This is a genomic window from Sporolactobacillus pectinivorans, from assembly GCF_002802965.1.
Taxonomy (GTDB): Bacteria; Bacillota; Bacilli; order Bacillales; family Sporolactobacillaceae; genus Sporolactobacillus; species Sporolactobacillus pectinivorans.
On record NZ_NXGA01000001.1, the window covers coordinates 1,126,465 to 1,149,729 of the forward strand.

16 protein-coding genes and 1 pseudogene are annotated in these 23,265 nt (G+C 43.2%); 13 read left to right on the plus strand and 4 right to left on the minus strand.

The features are described 5' to 3' along the window. The first annotated feature begins 373 nt into the window (after positions 1 to 373). On the plus strand, positions 374 to 1,000 hold the full coding sequence (locus tag COP04_RS05490) for a L,D-transpeptidase family protein (RefSeq protein WP_239984772.1): 627 nt from the start codon (positions 374 to 376) through the stop codon (positions 998 to 1,000). Between the two features lie 116 nt (positions 1,001 to 1,116). Here the strand turns inward: COP04_RS05490 and COP04_RS20705 are convergent. Continuing rightward, a pseudogene (locus COP04_RS20705) lies at positions 1,117 to 1,419 on the minus strand (GNAT family N-acetyltransferase); the annotation flags it as partial. Between the two features lie 931 nt (positions 1,420 to 2,350). Between COP04_RS20705 and COP04_RS05505 the strand changes: the two are divergent. From COP04_RS05505 to COP04_RS05530, 6 genes are all read left to right on the plus strand, one after another. Next, on the plus strand, positions 2,351 to 3,064 hold the full coding sequence (locus COP04_RS05505; protein ID WP_100487068.1) for a hypothetical protein: 714 nt from the start codon (positions 2,351 to 2,353) through the stop codon (positions 3,062 to 3,064). A gap of 773 nt (positions 3,065 to 3,837) precedes the next feature. Further along, on the plus strand, positions 3,838 to 5,739 hold the full coding sequence (locus tag COP04_RS05510) for a PTS mannitol transporter subunit IICBA (protein WP_100487069.1): 1,902 nt from the start codon (positions 3,838 to 3,840) through the stop codon (positions 5,737 to 5,739). 62 nt (positions 5,740 to 5,801) lie between these two features. Continuing rightward, complete coding sequence (locus COP04_RS05515) at positions 5,802 to 7,907, plus strand: BglG family transcription antiterminator (RefSeq protein ID WP_100489546.1); 2,106 nt, start codon at positions 5,802 to 5,804, stop codon at positions 7,905 to 7,907. 6 nt (positions 7,908 to 7,913) lie between these two features. Beyond that, the gene (locus COP04_RS05520; protein ID WP_100487070.1) at positions 7,914 to 9,065 is read left to right on the plus strand and encodes a mannitol-1-phosphate 5-dehydrogenase; all 1,152 of its coding nucleotides are present in this window, start codon (positions 7,914 to 7,916) and stop codon (positions 9,063 to 9,065) included. Between the two features lie 713 nt (positions 9,066 to 9,778). Beyond that, positions 9,779 to 10,477 carry a hypothetical protein gene (locus COP04_RS05525; RefSeq protein ID WP_193437390.1) on the plus strand — a complete coding sequence of 233 codons (699 nt, stop codon included), beginning with the start codon at positions 9,779 to 9,781 and terminating at the stop codon, positions 10,475 to 10,477. Positions 10,478 to 11,038: 561 nt separating this feature from the next. After that, positions 11,039 to 11,788, plus strand: a complete 750-nt coding sequence (locus COP04_RS05530) for a hypothetical protein (RefSeq protein ID WP_100487071.1) — start codon at positions 11,039 to 11,041, stop codon at positions 11,786 to 11,788. A 568-nt stretch (positions 11,789 to 12,356) separates the two neighbouring features. Here COP04_RS05530 and COP04_RS05535 read toward each other — a convergent pair. Further along, on the minus strand, positions 12,357 to 13,250 hold the full coding sequence (locus tag COP04_RS05535) for a LysR family transcriptional regulator (RefSeq protein ID WP_100487072.1): 894 nt from the start codon (positions 13,248 to 13,250) through the stop codon (positions 12,357 to 12,359). A 227-nt stretch (positions 13,251 to 13,477) separates the two neighbouring features. Here COP04_RS05535 and COP04_RS05540 point away from each other — a divergent pair, with 227 nt between their 5' ends. The 6 genes from COP04_RS05540 (at position 13,478) to COP04_RS05565 (ending at position 20,449) form a co-directional block, all read left to right on the plus strand. Next, positions 13,478 to 15,499: an NAD(P)/FAD-dependent oxidoreductase gene (locus tag COP04_RS05540; protein WP_193437391.1), complete on the plus strand. Its 2,022-nt coding sequence runs from the start codon at positions 13,478 to 13,480 to the stop codon at positions 15,497 to 15,499. A gap of 83 nt (positions 15,500 to 15,582) precedes the next feature. Then, the gene (locus COP04_RS05545; protein ID WP_100487074.1) at positions 15,583 to 16,488 is read left to right on the plus strand and encodes a shikimate dehydrogenase; all 906 of its coding nucleotides are present in this window, start codon (positions 15,583 to 15,585) and stop codon (positions 16,486 to 16,488) included. 189 nt (positions 16,489 to 16,677) lie between these two features. Then, complete coding sequence (locus COP04_RS05550) at positions 16,678 to 17,895, plus strand: MFS transporter (RefSeq protein WP_100487075.1); 1,218 nt, start codon at positions 16,678 to 16,680, stop codon at positions 17,893 to 17,895. A 48-nt stretch (positions 17,896 to 17,943) separates the two neighbouring features. Beyond that, positions 17,944 to 19,173 carry an MFS transporter gene (locus tag COP04_RS05555; protein WP_100487076.1) on the plus strand — a complete coding sequence of 410 codons (1,230 nt, stop codon included), beginning with the start codon at positions 17,944 to 17,946 and terminating at the stop codon, positions 19,171 to 19,173. 33 nt (positions 19,174 to 19,206) lie between these two features. Next, on the plus strand, positions 19,207 to 19,974 hold the full coding sequence (gene aroD / locus COP04_RS05560) for a type I 3-dehydroquinate dehydratase (protein ID WP_100487077.1): 768 nt from the start codon (positions 19,207 to 19,209) through the stop codon (positions 19,972 to 19,974). A 229-nt stretch (positions 19,975 to 20,203) separates the two neighbouring features. Continuing rightward, the gene (locus COP04_RS05565) at positions 20,204 to 20,449 is read left to right on the plus strand and encodes a hypothetical protein (protein WP_100487078.1); all 246 of its coding nucleotides are present in this window, start codon (positions 20,204 to 20,206) and stop codon (positions 20,447 to 20,449) included. A 710-nt stretch (positions 20,450 to 21,159) separates the two neighbouring features. On the opposite strand, the gene COP04_RS05570 is transcribed toward COP04_RS05565, so the two are convergent. Continuing rightward, entirely contained in the window at positions 21,160 to 22,005 is an 846-nt protein-coding gene (locus tag COP04_RS05570; RefSeq protein ID WP_100487079.1) for a MurR/RpiR family transcriptional regulator, read from the minus strand. Positions 22,006 to 22,019: 14 nt separating this feature from the next. Next, positions 22,020 to 23,012, minus strand: coding sequence for a Gfo/Idh/MocA family protein (locus COP04_RS05575; RefSeq protein ID WP_100489547.1), 993 nt, complete (start codon positions 23,010 to 23,012; stop codon positions 22,020 to 22,022). Positions 23,013 to 23,265 lie beyond the last annotated feature (253 nt).

A 23,265-nucleotide genomic window follows, 5' to 3' on the forward strand; every position in this document is an offset into this window, starting at 1 on the left:
CTCAATCTTCAGAAAATGAAGTGAATCCCAGCGTTGAAGAACCTCGTGATCTTTGCCATCAGTTCAATCATTATTTTGATCGGCAGTATACTCGCAGCCCATCTGCGGATGAGAAATGAAGCAAAAACTGTTCAGATCTGCGGCTAAAGAAGGCTAGCCGCGGATTCGATGGTGCAGCCGGATTTGATGGAAAGGCATCTCACATTTATCACGATGAAAAAAGAGAAAGGCTGCTACAGACGCGAGTGAAGAACAGGAAACGGGTCGAAAACCTGCCACCACACCAAGGGCGATTAATAATCAGTGAAACAGCCATGGATCTGCCGTCACAGTGATGGCCAAAACAAATCCAAGTAAAAAGAGTGACACTTCAGTGAAAGATAAAGAAAATTCTACAGCCCCCGTTGCGGGTGGTATAACCGGGCCTGTGGTTGCGCAGACAAAACTTGCCTCCCGGACGCAGCAGATTGTTATCGTTGCGGCCTCCGGGAGCAACGCGCGTGTTACATTCTGGGAGAAGAGCGGAGGGACGTGGCGTGAACGGCTTTCCGCAAACGGGTACGTCGGGTCAAATGGCGTTGGCGCAACCAAAGAAGGAAGGTGCACAACACCCTATGGCGCTTACTTGCTTGGCCCGGCATTTGGAACGGAAAATCCAGGCACGTCACTTCCTTTCAGGCTGATTACACCGCAATCGTGGTGGGTAGAGGACAGCAAAAGTCTCAATTATAATACATGGCAGGAAGGCACACATTTTAACGCGCCAAGCGAGCATCTGGCCGATTATCCGGTTCAGTACCATTACGGAGTGGTTATCAACTATAATACAGCGCGAACACCTTATGCCGGGTCCGGTTTCTTTCTCCATTGCGACAACGGAGGCCCGACTGCGGGCTGCGTCTCCATCCCAACGGCGCAGATGCGCCAGTTGATGCAGATGCTCCGACCGGGCGCTTATATTGTTAATGTGAACAGTGAACGGGAGATCAGGAATTTCTGAAAATCTCCTGCTTTTTTACGGTTTATCTGATACATCAGCCCGTTCAGAAGCAGGTGTTGACGGACAATAAAGATGTTTCATTTTGATGTTGCACAGTAGAACACGTACTGCATCAATTATAAATATCCTTTCATTCTGATTACTGTACCATCACATTTGTCTTTAACTGTTTTCATCCCATTTTTCAAGTAGAATGAGAGTACTCGAACATTGCTTGGAGAAACCCGGAGGTGGTATTCCTTTACTCCGTACCCCTTAAAAAATTTCATCGAATACTGATGAAGTTCATCTGCTATTCCAAGTCCTCTTTTTTCAGGAATCAAGTAGTATAGATTTACATGACCTATTTTTTTTTCGCCATACTCGCGAATTGTGAGTTCAAGTTGACCAATAGGTTGCCCATCTTCAAGAGCCAGAACAAACCCACCAGGAAATTGAACTGATTTTTCTTTGACCCAAACTTCTCATCCGTTCCAAAACTAACGTTAAATGGTAAGCGTCAAATAATGGACACCTTTTCATGAATCAAGCGGTCATGCGATAATACCTCTGTCCATTAATCGAAGAGGATGATCCATGATACGAGCGGAGTTACATGAGTTCTCGCTGCCGTTCCAAAAAAATGAAAAACATCCTCTTAAGAGGACGCCTTCTTTTCTTGAAAAAAATATTGTAAGACTTGTTTACTTTATTGTCACTATAACAGTAAAAACAATAGTAAATATAAACGCAATTATTATTGATGCACGATACTGATATTTTTTAGTTAAAAATCTTTTACCAAAAGTAATAAGTAAAAGAGATATAAACCCTTGCACAAGAGCAATACAAATAATAAAAATATAACTTATAAATGGCTCAAATTTAAAATAAGTCGGAGACTCTTGAAAGATGGGAAGTTTAAATATAAACGGCAAAGATATTATAACAAGCAAATTCATTATTAGCACACCAATTGGTGATCTAACTAATAATGTGAACACACCGTACGCAAATACATAAACCACAATACCTGTAGTCAATGTTTTAGCATCGTATATATAAGCCTGAAATACACACCATGCATATAAAATAGCCACTACTAAATCATAGAACAGAGAGTTTCTTAATCTTTGAGAGTTAATTAATATCCCTCCCTTCTTTTATATATATAATAAATTATTAAAAATTCATTGTATACATATATTGTGTAATTGTAATATTTTTTTTTTTCGAATTTTTTTGACAATGTATGCACGTGATGATATACTTAAATTTGTAATATCTGTTGTTTTTTTACATAAAAACATAAACAAGAGGTGATTTAACCGTTTCTTACGTCTTTCAATTTAAACCTCGGGAGGTATTTTTGTGAAAGTAAAATCTAGTATTCTTAAAATATTTTTTAGTATTATGGTACTAACAGGGGTTTGGGGAACATATTCAAATTTTTCTGCTCACGCTCAAACAACCATACAACAAAATAATAGAGCAATAGTATTAGAATGGTCCCAAAAACATAATGTATCAGATGAATTTGCTGTACAAAATTCATTAAGTCTCATCTCTCCAAATTACATCCCAGGTAGTAGACAAGCCTATTATCCAAGGACAAACATACCTTGTAAACCAGGGGACATATTAATTACTAATCAGACAAGCTCTTCTGGTCTTACTGGTCACTCTGCCATTGTACTAGATATTCAAGGTGACGTTGCTGAAATTAAAGGATTAGGATATCACCCTCAATTTACATCACAATCCGATTTTTGGTCTACCAATAAATATAAGGTAATGGTTAAGCGTTATCCCAATGCTACAGATAGACAAAATGCTGCAAACTGGGCTACAAATTGGGTAAATAATCACCCTAGTGAAAAATATAAAATATACAGTATATGGATTACAAATCCATCTTATGGCACTTATTGCTCTAAAATAGTTTGGGATGCATTTTATTTCGGAAATAATCATAAAGTCATATTGAACTACTCCATGGGGTCAAGCTATTATTATGATATATGTGCACCATATGACCTTTCTGGTGATTCTTCAATGACTACAATGGTTAACTTTATGAAATGAATCTTCTCTGAATAAAATAAATTACTAAATATTTCTCTTTCCTGTCTGACAATTTTGGATAAAAAACATGCGATCACCGGGAATTTTTTCCTTTAGGAAATCATTCTCAGTGATCGCATGTTCAATGCCAAGAGGGTTCGGGTGCAATGAGTTCGTCAACTCCTAAATTCCTTCCGCTATCGATCTTTTGTTTTCTATACAGTTTGGTTGATTCACACATCCCACGTGAAGAGGGCAACCTCGTCCATTTTGCTTCGTTCTCCTAAGTACTTATTACCGGCAAAAACAAATCCACGCTCACGTTAAATGAATCTCTTCGAAATAACACAGTGTAATTTTTATGCAAACTAATATTAATAGGTTCAAAATGCATACGTGAAAGCCTCCTCTTCAATAATATGATTAATGTTTACTGCGCATCATCCGTCTACTGTTCAATATGGGCCGTTTATTGCTGATAATTTTAAACAACTTTATTTTGTAATGGAGTAATTTTACAGTATAGGAATGCAGCTTCATTTCTTCATTATTAAACAACTTTATTGTCACTGTACAACAGGTGCACCTTGATTCTTCTGACAGTTTAAGTTTTGTCACAGGGTGTGTGACAAAGTTAACATTAGTAGTTGTTGTTTCGTACGAAGGGGAGTCACTATAATAAAAGTGAAGGTAGAATGATCAGTCAATAAGGCGCCGACCCGTGAAATGTAAGCGCATACTATTTTGCCTTCCGCATAATAACATAACTTCTATTGTTGAGGAGGCGGAATTAAATGTCTGAAGGAAAAAGTCTAAAACTTGGAGTACAGAAGTTCGGCAATTTTCTCAGTTCGATGATCATGCCAAATATCGGCGCCTTTATTGCGTGGGGACTCATTACCGCGCTGTTTATTCCGGCAGGCTGGTGGCCAAATCAGGCACTGAGCGGACTTGTCAGCCCAATGGTTACCTACTTGCTGCCGATATTGATTGGCTATACAGGCGGCAAGCTGGTTTTTGGCAATCGCGGCGCTGTCGTCGGCGCGATTGCGACTGCCGGAGCCATTATCGGCACCAATATCCCGATGTTTTTAGGCGCAATGATTATGGGCCCTCTTGGTGCCTATCTGATTAAGAAATTTGATCAATTAGTCGACGGAAAAGTTAAACCCGGTTTCGAAATGCTCGTTGACAACTTCTCGGCAGGCATTCTCGGAGGGCTGCTGGCAGTTATCGCTTTTCTCGTCATCGGTCCGACAGTCGATGTAGTCAGCAAGGCGCTGGCAACCGGTGTCGAATGGCTGATCCATGCGGATCTTCTGCCGCTTGCCAGTCTGTTCATTGAACCAGGGAAAGTGCTTTTCCTGAACAATGCAATTAACCATGGTGTTCTGACACCGATTGGGATTGAGCAGGCCAGACAATATGGAAAATCGGTTCTCTTCCTGCTTGAAGCCAATCCGGGGCCGGGAATGGGTGTCCTGCTGGCCTATTGCTTCTTTGGCAAAGGAAATGCAAAAAAGACCGCTCCTGGAGCAGCAATCATTCATTTCATTGGCGGCATTCATGAAATCTATTTTCCATACGTATTAATGAAACCGCTCTTGTTGATTGCTACTATTATCGGCGGTATGAGCGGTGTATTCACGTTGATTACGTTAAAAGGCGGCTTAGTCGGACCGGCTTCACCAGGCACCATCATTGCCGTACTCGCGATGACACCTAAGTCCTTCACCAGTTTTACAGCAAACATCGCCGACGTACTGATTTCGATGACCGTTTCTTTCCTGATCGCTTCTTTTATACTTAAAGTGGATAAGAGCGGCAATGAGGATCTTGAAGGCGCTACGAAAAAAATGGAGGCACTGAAGGGGAAGAAAAGCAGTGTTTCCGGTGTGCTGGTCGGTGCAAGAGAATTCGACCCTGCCAAAGTTAAAAAAATTATTTTCGCCTGTGATGCAGGTATGGGCTCAAGTGCGATGGGGGCGTCGCTTCTGAAGAAGAAAGTTAAGGCAGCGGGGCTGAACATTTATGTTACCAACGCCGCGGTCAGTTCGATCCCAAAGGATGCTCAGATTGTCGTAACCCAGTCAGAGCTGACACCGCGGGCGAGAGATCATGCTCCGGAGGCCTATCACGTGTCCGTGGATAATTTCCTGACCAGCCCGGCTTATGATGAACTGATTGATCAGCTGAAGCACGGGGAAAAAATTCAGGCAGAAAAAGCGATTGAAAGCGAAGATATTTTTGAAGATGAGAAAATACTGAAAAAAGAAAATATATTCCTGAAAAAATCTTTCTCAAATAAAGAAGAAGCGATCCGTTTTGCCGGTCAGGCGCTTGTTGACAGCGGCTATGTTAACCCGTCTTATGTTGATGGTATGTTGGCGCGCGATCAGGATATGTCCACCTATATGGGCAATGAGATCGCGATCCCTCATGGAACAGAGAACGACAAAAAGGATGTTATCGCTTCGGGTATTGTGATTGTCCAGATACCGGGCGGCGTCGACTTTGACGGAAATAAAGTGCGCCTGCTGTTCGGTATTGCCGGTAAAAACAACGGCCACCTGACCATCCTTTCCAAGATCGCTGTTGTTTGCGCTGAAATGGACAATGTCAACCAAATGGTTGGCGCCCAGTCTGCAAATGAATTACTGGCAGTCATCAACCAGACAATCAAGCAACATGCGTGAAGGCGGGCGGTCCTCCACAGGAATCAAGTCAGAATAAGGAAAAAAGGAAATGGGCTGAGATTATGTTTATTACCAATAGAGAAAAAACCATAATCGAACTGCTGATCAAAACCGGCGGCAGGCATACCTCATTATCCATAGCTACCTATCTGCAGGTCAGTGTGCGTACGGTTCATCGCGACCTGAAAAAAATAGAGAAAACACTGAATCACTTTGACCTCAGACTGGTACAGAAAGACAACGACAGCCTTCATATTGAGGGACCGGACAAAGCCGTTTTCAGCCTGGCGCAAACGTTGTCAAAGCTTGAGCCGCTGGATCTTTCCATGAAAGAGCGAAAACTCTTGCTATTGCTTCAATTGTCAAAAACAAATGAACCGGTTAAAACGGGTCCGCTGGCCAAGGACCTCGGTATTTCGGTCACCACGATGCAGACCTATCTGGATGATCTGGCAGACTGGATTGAAGATTTTGAGGTCACGATCAACAGGAAACGAGGCGTCGGTATTCTTCTGGATGGTTCCGAAAGTGCCAAACGGAAAGCACTCGCCAATTTCTACCTCCTTTTTTTTAATGAAGAGATGATTGAAGCTATTTTTCAACTTTCCAGGCCTATACCCGCGGAAGAACGGCAAATTCTTCATTATTTCAAACAGGATTATCTGTGGGAAATCGATCAGGCGATCAAGCAAAATATCGGTTCCATGTACACTGAATTAGCAGACAGCGACTATGTCGGATTTCTGATCCAGTTCTGCATCACTGTGCAGAGATATGAATCGGGATTTGCCCTGGAAAACAGTCTTCTGATCGATCCACCCGGATCTGGACAACAAGAAGGCCTTCCTATCGTTGAAAAAATCAGCCAGATTATCAGTAAACATCTGTCCGTTGAGCTGCCGGAGCCGGAAAAGAATTTTCTGGCGATGATTCTTAAGGGTTCCAGACTTCAGAATGCTGAATCGGTCTATTTTGACAGTGTGATCACAGGAAGAACGATCAAAAAACTGATTTTGCAGATTTCAAAACAATTGAATGTTGACTTGACGGGTGACTTTTCCCTATTCCAGGGCTTAATGGCACATCTCGAACCGTCTTTGTTCCGGATTAGAAAGAACTTAGCAGCTTACAATCCGCTGACGGAGCAGGTGAAGGCGCAGTATCCTGCCTTGTTCGCCGTAATGGCCAACTGCCTGAAACAGGTTTTTACAAATATCGATTTCCCGGATGATGAAATCGCCTATGTTGTCCTCCATTTTGAATCGGCTCTGGAGCAGAGAAGGCAAGATGAAGAGGTACGCGTACTTGTTGTCTGCCCGACGGGAATCGGTGCATCCAAGATGCTGGCCACTCGGCTGAATAAGGAATTTCCTGAATTCTCATCGGTGTCGATCGCTTCAATCAGTGCCATGCATCAAACGGATCTGACAACCTATGATCTGATCCTGTCGACGGTACATCTGCCGAAGCAAAGCATTCCGTGCGTCTTTGTCAATCCGCTTCTGAGCAAAGAAAACATAGAGGATATTCATTCTGTGCTGCAGAGCTTGACATCTCGCAGGAAAACGATGCCTACCGCTTTTTCCGGAACCGCCGGGTCTGATGTACAGCAGAGTCCGAAAAATCATGCATCTTCATTGAAAAGATTTCTTGATGAGCTTGACCTTGTCCGTTTGTCGATTCAGGAGATTCTGGATCATTTTTCAGTGCAGCCAATGCAGCACGCTGAAAAGATGCAAGAAGTGATTCGATCAGCCACCGATCATCTTTTCAATCAATCTCTCGTTGGCGATCCGGATACGGTATATCAGAAATTAATCGCCCGTGAAAAACTGGCGGGGCTGGCCATTCCAGACACGAATATGGCGCTGTTTCATTGCACGGACCCATCAATTCAAACGATTATTTTTCAGATTGTCCATTCGGATTGCCAATTTGTAATGAGGGGAATGGATGGGTCGAAACTGGCTGTCAGTAATTTTTTGATTTTACTGGCACCCGAGCCGATGGATACGGTTCGCCGGGAAGTAATTGGAACCATCAGCTCCTCATTTGTCGAAGACAGGGAGAGCACACTGATTTTTGCTTCGGCTAATGAAAAAATCATTCATTCAAAGTTGGAAGATATTTTCTATAGATTTTTAGTAAATAAATTTTCGAAGGACTGATCAATAATGAAAACCGTTATACATTTTGGAGCAGGTAATATTGGAAGGGGTTTCATCGGCGGACTGTTTGCTGAATCCGGTTATCATGTAACGTTTGTTGATATCGCCGACCCGATCATCAATGCACTGAATGAGAAGAGCGCTTATCGTGTCAGAACGGCTTCCGAGCCTCAGCAGATCTTTGAAATCCACAATGTCTCCGGCATCAATAACAAAGAGCATCCGGACGAAGTTGTTGAAGCAATTAAAGATGCTACATTTATCACGACAGCGATTGGTCCGAAAGTATTGTCATTTATTGCGCCACTGATCGCACAGGGATTGTCGGAGCGGCTGAAAATATCCGATGAAAAGGTTTATGTGATCGCCTGTGAGAATCAGATTAATGCAACCGATTTGTTGAAAAATGATATTCTCGAATATCTGGATCAGGAAACGGTGCGGAAATTAACGGGCAGAGTCTATTTTCTGAATTCAGCGGTCGACCGGATCGTTCCTCTGCAGCATAATGAAGAACTGCTGGACGTATTGGTTGAAGACTATCATGAATGGATCGTTGAGTCTTCCACTCCGATACCGGAAGTCAAAGGCATGCAGACAGTTTCCGATCTTGCTCCTTACATTGAGAGAAAACTCTTCACGGTTAATACGGGTCATGCGGTGACAGCTTATCTGGGTTATCTGGCCGGAAAAAAGAAAATTCATGAAGTGCTGCACGATCCGGACATTTATCAGGATGTCAAAGGGGCGATCAAAGAAACCGGTGCCTATCTGATCAAACGATACGGATTCGAGCCTTCCGTCCATGAAAAATACGTTGAAAAGATTCTGCATCGTTTCCAGAATCCAATGCTTAACGACGACGTGACGCGTGTCGGCCGTTCACCGCTTCGCAAACTAGGCCCTCAGGACCGTTTGATCAAACCGTCCGTCGAAGCGGAGAAGTTCGGTTTATCATTCAATTATCTGGCGAAAGCGATCGCAGCCTGTCTCAGATTTGATGTGAAGACGGACAGCGAAGCCGTTGAATTACAGCAGAAGCTACGCGAAAGTGGAGTAACCGGTGTCCTTCTCGACGTCTGCGGTCTTGAAAAAGATGATCCGATCACATTGGCTGTTGCCGGTCAGTTTGAACAGGTAAAAGCGGCTAATCAATAATCAGTATGAAAAAGAAAAAATGCAGATAATAAACTGTACCTTGGTAAGCAGACACTAAAAAAATCTGCCATCTAAGGTACTTTTACGTATTATGTATTGTGTATCAGATAAAGCGAGAAAAAAGAGAATTCCTTCTGCAAAATCAAGACAATGGGATCAGTTCCTGTATAGTGAGGGCTTCCGGTGACGTTCCAAAATGTTTACTGTCGTGATTCAGAAGGAAATGGATATAAAAATCCGGTTTTCTTATTCACAAAGACTCTCTGCTTCTTTTACTAGAATCCCCCCTTAAATTTACCCGATGCCCAAATAGAAGACGCTGAGAAGCCAGCAGTTCAACGGATGAAGGCACAAAAAAGATAAAAAGTACAAATAAGAGACGCCCGATAAGCGTCTTTTATTCTGTGTTTTACGTGAACCACGCAACTTTTTTGCGGTAAGCACGCAAAAAGTTTACGGTGAAAAAAAGCAGAAAAGTGTTATAACTAACTATGGACATGTTATGTATGCTTGTTTTAATGACGTTTATTTTGACGAAACAACTACCTATGTCATATAATCCGGCGATAGATTCAGCGGTATCGCAGTGAAGCATGGTGTCACCGTTTCACAACTACAGTCATGAAATAATATTGCAGACTCTAGATATAATGCGGAGCAAGTATTGGTCGTTTAATTTTAGAAGATTACAGATGCCTGGGGAAGGGATACAAATGAAAAAGATCTTAATTATGTTGGTCGGTGTTCTGGTTGTGATTGGCGGACTATTATTCCTATTCAATTACAATCAGAGCTCGCCGCGTGGACATTCAGAAACAGCCTCCTCCCAAAAAGTTGAAGTTGCATCACGTCATAAGAGTGCAGCAGCAAGTTCAGCTTCCAGTTCATCAGCGGCGACGAATGTGCCGGCAAGTTCAAGCCTTTCGCCAGCAAGCAGTTCATCCATATCAACCGGTTCTAGCCAGCCGGCAAGTAGCAGCTCATCAACGTCTGTGGGCTTAACGAGTACTAATACGAGTTCAAGTTCAGGTACTGTCGGTCAAGTAGTGAATAGGCCGCAGGGTGCTTGGGTCAAAACCTTTGAGAAAAATTTTTACCGAGAGTATCATCTAACGCCCAGCCGTTACGTTTATTTTGGCGATGGTATTTGGGGTGTCTGGGTTAAAGAATTCGACACGGGGTATTTTCCAGAAGTGACGGTTGACCAAAAGGGCACGATCAACCCGGCTTCGAAGCCGCAGGGCGCTTGGGTAAAAACTTTTGAGAAAGATTTGTACCGCGGTTATCATGTAACGCCTGATCGCTACGTTTATATTGGCAGAGGTTATTGGGAAGTTTGGGTTAAAGGAATTAATACGGGTGAGTATCCCTATGTGACGGTGAACCAATACACGGGTAACTTTCACGGATAATAACTACAACATTACGTATTAACAAAGAAGTCCCTTTAATTTAATATCCTGAGATAGGCTCTCCTCTTTTGTTACTGCGAGCCTTTTTTTACAGATACTAACATGCGCAGCTTGCCCGCATCCTCCGCAAAAATTTAGTGGAGACATATAAACAACTAGGTTTTACCCATGGAAAATCTATACAAAACCAGAGAATGAAAAAGATCAAAACGTGAGTAAAAAGGGAACTTAACCCAGTTTGTTCACCTAATGATATTGCCGAAATCATTCGCTATTTCATTGATGACGATGATCAAAAGGGGAAAGGGTCATACATTATTTCAATTTGGTAGTCAATTTTAAATGAATAATCGGGTAATTTCAAAAGCTCGATGTGGTATTACTGAGTTAAGATGGAACTGTGGAATAATAACCTCTTTTTTGTAATGGATAAAAAATCATTTGAAGAGGGGATGACGGATTGATTGAAAGTTCCAGTGCTAAAAAGTGGAATTTAGATCTTTAGCCTTAAACTATTACTGCTTTTAATAAGCTACTTAGAATAATTAACGGGGGTTTTTTATGAAACGTATCGTTCCTTTATTGGGTGTGTTTCTTTTATTTGTCTTCGTCTCTGGGTGCGGTTCACACGCATTTAACGCTGAGTCGATGGATGCCGCTGGTGCAACAAGTTCATCCTCTAAAACAACTGGTACGAGTCATTCGTCATCTAAAAAAATGAATACACTGGATCGTTCAACGAGTGCGGGAAATACTGATAAAGATCAGAGTGCAGAAGGTCATTCATCTGGCACGAGTAATGTTTATATTTCTAGTAGCACTGAAGCTATAAACTACTTGCGGCATCAACTAAAATATGATAATGACAATGATATATTGTTTAGTGCCATGGATGGATCGCTGAATACAGATAAAAGAGGAGCATATTACACGATAGGATTAGTCTCTAAGTCTATGAGAGAACAGGGGGGTTCCGGAACATTAGGACTTTATAAAGTCTATCAAAATGGTGTATATGTTTTAATCAATCCGAGCGATGATCCGGAAAGTCATTCGAATTCTGCCGCGGGCAGCTTCCATATTTCCAACGGTACAGAAGCTGAAAAGTACTTAAGACATATTTTAAATGATGATAACAATGAAACTATAGTGTTTGACGATATGGGAGGTTCTCTAAGTAAGAGCAACAACGGATATGGTTCGTTTTATACGATTAGGATAATCGATAAGTCGAAGTTAGATAATGGGAAGAACGGTATGATCGGTATCTATAGGGTCTATGAAGCTGGAACATGCATCCCTCAAAAATGAACTTATAATTATAAAACATGGGATGATGGACGGACTACTGATTTATCTTTAGCAGGTATATATTTATATTTTGGGAAATGCTTAAGCCCGATAGCCCTTACACGCCACTCTTTGAGTGCTGTTGTTAAGGGCTTTAAAAAAATAAAACATATACATGTCCAAAGTGAAAGAACAGTGACAGATCCTGAGACGGAACGGTAAAATGTGAGCACCGGATATCGGTATGCTCATCGGAGAAGGGATTTTTGTCGTCGAGTCGTGCGCCCAACTTCAAAAAATAGAGGTGAAGACCGATGAAAAACGGCTGTGTTTCATAAACTGAGCAATGACGAATCTAGAAGAAAAAGGAGCTAAAAACGCTTCTTTAAAACTGTCTAAAAAAGTGATCGATACAAATGTGCACAGGTTTATTGACAGTTTCGTTCACATCAATAAATTAAATAAGCAATGGGATCAGTTACTTATCAATCCAGAACATATGCTACGGCCAGTCGGTTTAATGTTCTCAAATACTTTGAGGATAAAAGCCTGTGCATACAGCGACAGCTGTCAAAGATACGTAATATATTTAGTGGATCGTCAACTTTTTATAGCGAGTAAGAAAATTTTTAAAAGCCAGTGCAGCCGGGCTCATGTAATGATTCTTCAGATAGGCGAGGTAAATCATTCGTGCCGGTATTTTGTTGGTGATCTTCAGAATCTTCACATCAAATGTAGCCAAAGCTTTGATTTTCGGTATGATAGCAATACCGTAGTTGATTGAGACTAGTCCGGCCATCGCCAGGTCTTCTTCAACGATGCAGGCCATTTTCGGATGAATATGTAACGCTTTAAGCGTGTCGTGAATCAGAGGGTAGAGCCCGCTGCTCTTGCTGAAAAATACATAGGGGTAGGGCAAAGTCTGTTCCAGGTCGACCTGGTCAAATCTGGCCAGCGGATGGTTCTTTGCTGTAATCAGAACCAGTTCTTCCTTGTAAACCGGAATAAACGAAATTTCCGGATGATCCGGAACATAGGAGCAGATAGCCAGTTCACAGGATTCATCGGTCACTTTTTGTAGCACGTTATGGGTTGTCCCCTGATAAAAATTGAAACGGACTTGCCGCTGCTCTTCCCTTCCGGAAAACTGACCAACCATTTCCGGGACGAAGGAGGCACCCATTGTATAGATAAAAGCCAGTTCGATGATTCCGGAATGCGGATCGATTAAATTTTCAAGAGTCATTTTTCCCTTCTGAAGTTCACCCAATGCGTTCTGAACGTAAGGAAGAAAAATTTTCCCATATTTTGTTAAACGGATATTGCGGCCCTGCTTTTCAAACAGGAGGACGCCCAGCTCATGCTCAAGCAGCGCAATCGCGTGACTGAGTGTCGGCTGTGAGATGCTCAGCCGTTCGGAGGAATTTGTATAATGCTCTGTTTCAGCAAGATCCAGGAAGTAATAGAGTTGTTTTAAATTCATGATGAAACACCTCTGAAGAATATAATTGGTTAGCACGAAACTATAGAAAAAAGCTATAAATATTAACTGATAATTTTATTGTAATCAATGTAAGCGGATTCTACAATAAGTTTGTGAAGTAAATATCATAGTTTGTGAGTCAGGGAAAAAGAAGAATGTCTTAATATTGATTAATTTGTGAAATAAATAACAAAGAATTCCAGCAGTATTGGAAAGGGAGACAGATGATGGCAGATTATCCGATGTTATTCAAGCCGCTTATAATCAAAAGGATGACGATCAAAAATCGGATCGTTATGTCGCCGATGGGAACCAATTTTGCTAAACTCGATGGCAGTATGAGTGACGATCATCTTTCATATTACAAGGATCGCGCAAGGGGAGGCACTGGACTGATCATTCTTGAAAATGTCTGTTTGGATTTTCCGATGGGGTCTAACGGCACTACTCAGCTGAGGATGGACAACGACCAGTTTATCCCGGGCCTTTATAAATTTACGGAAACAATGCATGCTTATGGTGCCTGTGTTTCTGTGCAGATTAACCATGCCGGAGCTTCCGCCTATCCTGGCCGATTGAACGGCATCCAACCCGTTTCAGCATCGACTATCCCTTCAAAATCCGGGGGCGCCGTTCCACGATCACTGACGAAAGACGAGATACTGGAGATCGTTAAAAAGTATGGTGAAGCGGCACATCGCGCGCAGCGGGCCGGATTTGACTGTATCGAAATTCATGCCGGCCACTCCTACCTGCTCAGTCAGTTCTTGTCCCCCGTATACAATCAACGGACGGATGAATTTGGTGGAAACCCGGAGAATCGCTCCCGTTTCACGCGGCTGGTTATCAATGAAGTCCGTCGGCAGGTTGGCCCTCATTTTCCAATCGCACTGCGTTTCGGTGCTGAAGAGTTCGTCGAGGGAGGCAATACGTTGGAAGATACGCTGGAGCTGCTGGAATTTCTGACTGATGAAATTGACATTTTGAATGTATCTGCAGCACTGAATGATTCGATCCAATATCAGATCGATGAGATGTCGCTTGAAGACGGCTGGCGCGCGTACATGGCCGAAGCAGTTAAAAAAAAATTTAACAAAATCACCGTCACATCCGGAAATATACGGACACCGGGCATTGCCGAGAAGATTATTGAAAGTGGGCAGGCAGATCTGATCGCGATCGGACGTGGACTGCTGGCTGAACCCTACTGGGTCAATAAAGTCCGGTACGGGCAGGAAATGCTGATGAGAAAATGCATTTCATGCAATATCGGCTGCGCGGATAATAGAATCGCCCAGTCGAAACCCATTCGCTGCACGATTAATCCGGATCTGATCCACGGCGATGATTATAAACAATATCAGGTCAGCCGTCCAGTGCGCGTGACGGTGATCGGCGGCGGGACGGCAGGACTGGAGGCCGCATGCACGGCGGCGGAAGTCGGCTGTGATGTCCATTTGTTTGAGGCAAAGAGCTATCTCGGCGGACTGGCACGCGAGATTTCGAGATTGCCGGATAAGCGGCGTATCGCTGATTTTCCGGATTACCTGGAGAAAAGGGCGGATCGTTTGCCTAACCTGACAGTCTCATTGAATACTAGGGCTGATCTCGAAGCCATTAAACAGACCCGGCCGGACATTGTGGTCACCGCGAGCGGTGCAAAACCGCTTCTTCCGCCAATTCCCGGGTTGCATGAAGAATTAGGGAAAAACGACCGACATATATTCTCTGTTTTTGATCTTCTGGCCGACCTTCCGAAATTCAGCCTGTTCGAAGGCAAGACCATCGTTATTGTCGGAGGAGGCGCTGTCGGCCTGGATGTTGCTGAATATTTTGCAAAGCGCGGTGCAGGATCGGTATCAATTATTGAAATGCTGCCTGTGCTGGGGAAAGATCTCGATCTGGTCACGCGTGTGTCAATGATGGCGATGCTTGAAAAATACAAAGTGAATCAGCACAAGGAAACCGCACTGGTTAAAGTGAAGGCCGATCATTTCAATGTGAAAAAAGGTTCGGAGGAGACACAGATTCCATTTGACTATGGTTTTATCTGCTTGGGAATGCGTTCTTTCAACCCCTTGGCTGATGAACTGGGAACCTACTGCCGCGGAAATAGAATTGAATCTGTCACGATAGGCGACAGCAAAGCGGCACGCAGGCTGATTAACGGAACGAGAGAGGCAAGAGACATCCTTAAAACGATCAAAAAGGTCGACGCTCTGAAAACCGGTTCTCCTGTTGCAATCTGAATGGTCCAAAGATATAGTTATCCGTCCGTTCCACTTGCAGTTTTTATAAATTCACTGAAAATTATTTGAAGGGAAGATGCATCATGGCTGAAAGAATTAGTGGACACACCGAATTGATTGGACTGATTGCTACGCCGATCCGGCATAGCCTGTCACCGATTATGCACAATGAAGCTTTTGCAAAGCTGGGCCTTGATTACGTCTATCTGGCTTTCGAAGTCAATAATCAGGAGCTTCCTGATGTTGTCAAGGGATTCCGCGCGCTCAAACTACGGGGATGGAACGTATCGATGCCGAACAAGCGGCTGATCGGTAAATATCTGGATCAGCTGACACCGGCTGCCCAGCTGGTTGGTGCGGTTAATACGGTAGTCAATGACAATGGTGTTCTGACGGGAGATATTACTGACGGAACAGGCTACATGAGAAATCTGAAAGAAAACGGGGTCGATATTATTGGCAAAAAAATAACCATTGCCGGTGGAGGTGGAGCGGCAACCGCCATCTGCGTTCAGGCTGCGCTGGACGGGGTAAAAGAAATATCGATTTTCAATCGCAAAGACGAATTTTATGAGAATGCGCAAAACACGGTCGAGAAAATCAATACAAAAACTTCCTGCCATGCTCAGTTGTTCGATCTGGCCGATCAGGATCGACTGCGTGCAGAGATAGCTGGCAGTGTGCTGTTTGGCAACGCAACAGGTGTTGGCATGAAACCTCTTGAAGGACAGAGTGTTATTACAGATCTATCCATGCTGCGATCCAACCTGATTGTGACAGACGTTGTTTATAGTCCGAGACAATCAAAATTGCTCCATATTGCCGAAGCGCAGGGTTGCCGTTTTTTCAACGGGCTGGGCATGATGCTGTGGCAGGGGGCGCGCGCGTTTGAAATCTGGACCGGAAAACAAATGCCTGTCGACTACATCCGTTCGCTCCCATTCCTTGCCGGTGACGATTCGAAACAGTCTGCGTCAACGGCCAAATGATCTGTTATATGAGGTTACATTGCTGGAAAACATGTGAAATAAATCACAAAATATGCGATGGATTTGAATAAGAGTCCGGTAAGTTATTCGGAGAAAAGCATTACAGATTTCAGAGCTGAATAAGAACGGATGCTTTTTCAGTACATCCTCCGTTAAAAATTTGATCATTTAAAAAAGGGGTTGTCTCGGATGAAAAACAAATATGTGCCGACTGCGCTAGGTCTGTATATCAATTATTTTGTCCACGGCATGGGTGTCATTATACTGGCTCAGAATATGGATGCGCTGGCGAAACAATGGAACACAAATATCGGCGGGGTAGCGATTGTCATATCTGCACTTGGTATCGGGCGCCTGATCGTTCTGTTTGTTTCAGGGGTGCTCTCCGACAAGTTCGGGCGCAAACCGTTTGTCTACCTAGGACTGATCACATATATTAGCTTTTTTATCGGTATTCTGATCAGTCCGAATATTGCCGTGGCCTATATTTTCGGTATTCTTGCCGGAATAGCCAATTCTTTTCTGGACTGCGGAACCTATCCAGCACTGATGGAATCCTTTCCGGTATCGGCTTCGACAGCGAATATCATGCTTAAAGCCTTTATTTCCGGCGGACAGTTTCTTCTTCCGCTGATTATCAGCTTTTTTGTTGCCGCCCACATCTGGTTCGGTTGGTCGTTCCTAATCGCCGCCATCATTCTTATAGCCAACGCATTCTATCTTTTCAAACGCCCATTCCCGCTCATGTATTCGGCTGAGGATGCATCTGGCTTTGAAAAAAATGAGACGCATGACCATTTAATCGGCAAACCCAAGTTCTGGCTGGAGGGCATCTGCTTCTGCCTTTACGGCTATGTTTCACAAGCAACCTTCTATCTGGTCAGCCAGTGGCTGACCAAGTATGGCAGCAGTGTGGCGGGCATGGGTGACACCCCGTCACGTGTTTTGATGAGCTATTATGCGATTGGCTCGATTATCTGTGTTTTTGTGACTGCGGTTCTAGTAAAAAAATTTCATACGATCTTTTTTCTGGTCGGCTATACGTTTGTTTCAATGGCCGCACTCATTATCCTGGTCCTTTTCCCATCCCCGCTTGTCTGCATTCTCTTCTCATTTGTCATCGGCTATTCTGCTGCGGGTGGCGTGATGCAGCTGGCATTGGTGCTGATGGCCGAAGTCTTTCCGCGCGGCAAGGGAACGATCACCGGGACTTTCTATACTCTGGGGAGCATCGCCTCATTTACAATTCCACTGATCACAGGAAGGCTCTCAAATACAAGTATCGCAAGCATTATGATATTTGATGCTTGGATTGCGGCAGCAGGATTTGTACTTGCGCTGATCATCGCTTACCGGTATCGTAAAGTGGTGCGCATTGCAGCGACGACAGAAGTGGAAGCCTCATAATAAAAAAAGAAGCTGTTTTATGGCGCACCGAACCGGGAGGCGAGAAAGATGGAACGAAGAAATAGTTATTTGTTTTCAGCACTTTGCTGCTACACGATTTATTTTGCTTTTGGTATGGCCTATATCATCCTTGCGCAAAATATGACATTTTTGCAGCATCAGTTTCATACCGATTCTGCTGGTGTGAGCTTTATGATCGCAGCTTTTGGTTTTGGCAGGCTGTGCACAGTTTTTATTGATGGCATTCTTGTCGACAGGATTGGCCGCAAGCGCATGATTATGATCGGTTGTATTTTCATGGCACTGTTTCTTTTTGGCATTCCGCTTGCTCCCAGCTACTATGCGGCATTGTGCATCGCCATTCTGGGCGGGTTGTCCATTGCCTGCCTAGATACGGGCACTTATCCGTCGTTAATGGAATTTTTTCCAAAGTATGGCGGTTCTTCAACTGTCGTTCTCAAGGCCATCATTTCTCTCGGCTCTGCGCTGCTCCCGCTGGTTATTATTTTTCTCAGCAGGAATGGGCTTTTTTACGGACTGTCTTTCTTCCTGCCGGCTCTGATCTATGTTATTGCTTTTCTGCTGCTGACAAAGGCTCCTTTTCCGAAAAAAGAATCGGCAATTGTCTCGGGAGAAATTCCTCCCCATGCCCGTTTCAAAGGGAAGCCGAAGCTCTGGCTCGAAGGTTTGGCCTTTATCCTGATCGGTTTTACAGCTCCCGGACTCTTGTATATTATGGGTACTTGGCTGCCCACTTACGGGCAGAGCGTTATTGGAATGGGTCTTGACAGTTCGCTGAAGCTGGTCAGTTATTATAACATCGGTGCCATTATCTCAGTGGTTTTTCTGGCACTGCTGCTGATGAAGATCATCAGGCCGGTAACCATTCTGGCTGCTTTTCCGGTGGCGTCATTTCTGGCCACCGTATTATTCATGTTTTCACGGTCCGCCGTCCTGGCTGCCGTTTCCGCTTTTTTGATCGGCGTGTTCACAGCAGGAGTTTTTCAACTCTGCATCGCAGTGTTCTGCGAGTTTTTCTGGAATCGGAAAGGAACAGTCACCGGAGCAATTGATACAGCGACCGGCATTGCTCAGGCAGGCATTCCGTTTATAACCGGTGTCATCATCCGCTATTCGGATATACAAGGCGTGTTTGTCTTCTCACTTTGTGTTAATGGGCTCGGCATTCTGCTTGGGCTCTTTGTAAATTATCGCTATCGCAAACTGATTGCCCGTTCGGAGGATGAACCGGTTCAGGCAAACTCTGTGGCAAAATAAATTTCTGTGCAGGCGGAGAAGGGAGAGATGAAAATGAAAACGGTTAAAATTAAAAATGTGGAACTGGGCACGGGCATTCCGAAAATTGCTATACCGATTGTTGGCAGAAATTTGGAGGAACTGCGCCGGGAAATCGGCCTGCTGAAAGAACTGCCTGTCGATATTATTGAATGGCGCGCGGATTATCTTGACGCGGCAAATCGCTATGATGAAGTTAAGCGAATGGCTGCTGAGCTTAGAAGGATGCTGCCGGATCAACCCATCCTGTTTACCTTCCGGACATTGCAGGAAGGCGGAGAAAAAAAGATCAGTCCCGAATATTATGTGGCTCTGAATCATGAATTGATCAAAAGCGGATTGGTTGATCTAGTGGACGTTGAACGTTCCAGCGGCAATGAAACGGTGCGTGAAATTGTCGGAACGGCGCACCGCTATGGCACAAAAGTAATTATGTCGAGCCACGATTTCCATCAGACACCGAGTACGGAAGTTATTGTCAAACGGCTTTGCGAGATGCAGGAACAAGGTGCGGATATTTCGAAAATGGCTGTCATGCCGAAAACGGCAAACGATGTTCTGACATTGCTGAAGGCAACAGAACTGATGAACACAACCTTCGCCGACCGTCCGTTTATTACCATGTCGATGTCCGGAAAGGGTGTGATCAGCCGGTTGACCGGAGAACTCTTCGGGTCTGCACTGACTTTCGGATCCGCTGAGAAGGCCTCTGCACCGGGACAGATCAGGGCCGATAAACTGGCGGAACTCCTGAATTTTTTTCATGAACAGCAGGGGCATTAAAAAGGTTGAAACAAAAAAGCGGCTGAACTTATGATTCAGCCTTTTTTTTTGCATATATCCGATCCGGCCTCTGATCAACCAAGGCAGAGTCATTTATCAAAACGATATTGGTTTATGCTATAGTAGTGATGTGAAGTCGTGCATAATGCTGAACGAAGAGGGCTATTTATCGGATCAAAACTAACAGTATCTTTCAGCTTTTTTGACTGGAATGAGTGGAGGGTTGTCCATGGTTAATTATCACTTGAAAAATTTGATTTTGGAAGTGGTGGACAGGCAGTTGGCAGATAATGACCCTGAATGCACGCAGCAAACCTTAAAACGGTTAATGAAGGAAGGCTGCAGCAGGCAACGTGCAATAGAGATGATTGGTGGCGTGATTGCAGAAGAAATCTATAGACTGTCAAAAAATAAAGAAATATTCAATGAAGAACGATTTGCAGCCGGACTGGCAAAGTTATCTGATAACGAATAATCCAGGTACTGAATTCAGTCACTTTCCCGATTGTCTGAAAAAGAGAATAGGGAGATTCTCAATATATAAGGGCTTTAGTGTGATGACCAATCTGTCAAACGACTGAGGATTATCTGGTTTATTCAGCGCTGGAAGTGGCGAAGGTCCCCCTTTCACTGATCTTGGGGGCTATCCCGTGTAAAACAGAACTTCATTCGATAAAAGCAATTGCAGATCGGAACAATATGATCTGCTGTGGCACGAGGTGAATAAAAGGGCCTGAAATCTTTGATACAACAAGGATTTCGGGCTTTTGTATCGTTACTCCATCTGTTTTGTGAACGGGATTAGCAGGTAAAGGGTTGATTTAAAAGCACTTTGGATGATTTAAAGACGTTCCAACAAGGTTAAAAAGAGTTTGGATGGTGACGAGAAGATGCAAAGCAACATATTCTATACTCCTCTCCTTAGTATAAGCCGACCAATATCTTCTCTTACAGAATTCTCGAGTTGAACTTCAATGTCTGAGGGGTTCGCTCCGAATTTCATAATGGAACAGTCATAATAGGGTATTCGAAACAAACAAGCGGATGCTTGCTTAATTGTCCAGCTTGCAAATAGGCAGGTTCGGAACATGCACACAAATATAATGGGGCAAATGCAATGAGCAGACAATTTTGGTGGATGCGCACGCTAAAATTGTCTGCTTTTCAAATAATTGGATTCAATTGTTAAATCTTTTTTGACGCGATTAATAATTCATGCCTTTGAATTTTGTCCTTAAGCCGAGGATTATCTGCGATCAGCAACATAAAGATGGCTTCAATCGCCGTGACTGCGGATACTCTGGAAAAAAAATATTCTGACATAAAAATAGTACCCCTGCTGGCTGTAACCACATTATAGTCAGATAACGCGGCAAGGGGTGAACTATTATTATTAGTCAGGGCCATGACCTTTACATGATTCTTTTTCGCAATTTCGACTAATTGAATGAGCTGCCGGGATTCTCCTGAGTTAGAGATGACGATAACCACATCTGAATCAGTTAAGTTTAAAGTCTGCCCCATGGCAACTTCCCAGGAAGAAGCGGTAAACGCCAACCTCCCGATCTGATTAAACTTAAAACAAGCATCCAGAGCTACAGGAAACGTATTGCCTTCAGCCATAATCTGAATTAACCGGGCATCTTTAATGAGTTGAATGATGCTTTTCATCATTGTTTTATCAAAGCCCTCTAAAGTTGCCCGAATCTCATTTCCTTTATCGTTCATGAGTCTGTCTAATGTTTTGTCTTGACTATCCAGAGAGTCACCATCTTGAGACTCAACACTAGTTAATGAACTTTGTGCTAATAAAACTTTTAAATGATGAAACCCATTCAGATCGATTCTTTTGCAAAAACGTGATATGGATGCTTCACTGACGTTAGCTCGATGGGCTAGCTGTGAAATGGTCGCGTTGATCACAAACTGAGGGTCGTTGATCATTAAATCCACTATTTTTTTTTCGGATTTAGAAAAATGACCTAAATTTGAATAGATTCTATTGACAAATTCTTTAATATCAGATTCCATGCTGTGGTCCCTTTTTAATATTCGGTACGATCAAACGGGTATTTCATGCCCCATTGATTCCGTACATTGGTTAAGATATCCATGACATCCACGGATAATGCGAATTCGCCGTCATCATGGCCCTGTTCAATATATCTTTGCATATCCTGAACTTCGTATTGCAGGGCAAGGGATTCGTCTCCCGCAGTTAACACTTCATGCGTTTCAGTATGTGCATCTTTCGTATAGGTGATCTCGGCTTTTGTGGCCCGCGGATAATTGGAAATTTCAATGTATCCCTCAGTGCCAGAAATAACCCCGCGTTTGGGCTGCTTTGCACGCATCGACAAGGCCATAACCGCTAATTGATCATCCAGATTTTTTAAGATAATGCCTGATTGTTCATCCACCCCTGTTTCAAAATATTTGACGGTTGTCAGAATATTCGTGGGTTGCGTTTTTAAAAATGAACGCGCAAAGGCTGTAGCATAGCCACCGATGTCTAATAAGGCACCGCCAGCTAAATCTTTGTTAAAGAAGCGATTCTTGACATCGTAATCTTTTAAGCTGCCAAAATTGACCTGCACGAGATTAATATCGCCGAGTTCTCCGGAATTTATCAGCTGTTTTACTTTTTTATACAGCGGCATGTGTAATAACGTGAAGCCTTCTGTCACAATCAATCCTTTTTTATCAGCCAGTTCCTTTACTTTATTTAATTGTTGCGAATTGACCGTGATCGCTTTCTCGGCAAAAACATTCTTGTTTGCCTGTAGCGTTTTCATAATATAGCCATAGTGAAAATTATGCGGCGTTGCGATATAGATCACATCGACATTGGGATCTTTAAGTAAATCGTCAGGATTAGAGAACGTGCGCTGAATATTCTTTTCTTTGCTGAATGCCTGTAAGGCGGCTTCATTCACATCAGCTACGGCATAAATTTCTCCATTAACAGCATTTAACGCGTCAGCCATTTCGTGTGCGATCCATCCCGTGCCAATCATGCCCCAGTTATACTTTTTCATCATTTTCATCCTCTCATTAATTAAAATTTTATTTGAATCTGCCTAACCAATTTTAGAGACTAAATCTTTAAAGAGTGAGTAACTAAGAGCCTAACCTCCTTGCTGTCCTAAAATGAAAATTAATTCAACTTTTTAATTTCCTTTGAAACTAACTTCAATATAATCGTTCGAACCTTTTTTGTCAATAGAAATGAGACAGCAAAAAAAACAGCACTCATTGTTCTTTACAGAGGTGCAATATTAAAAAAGCCGT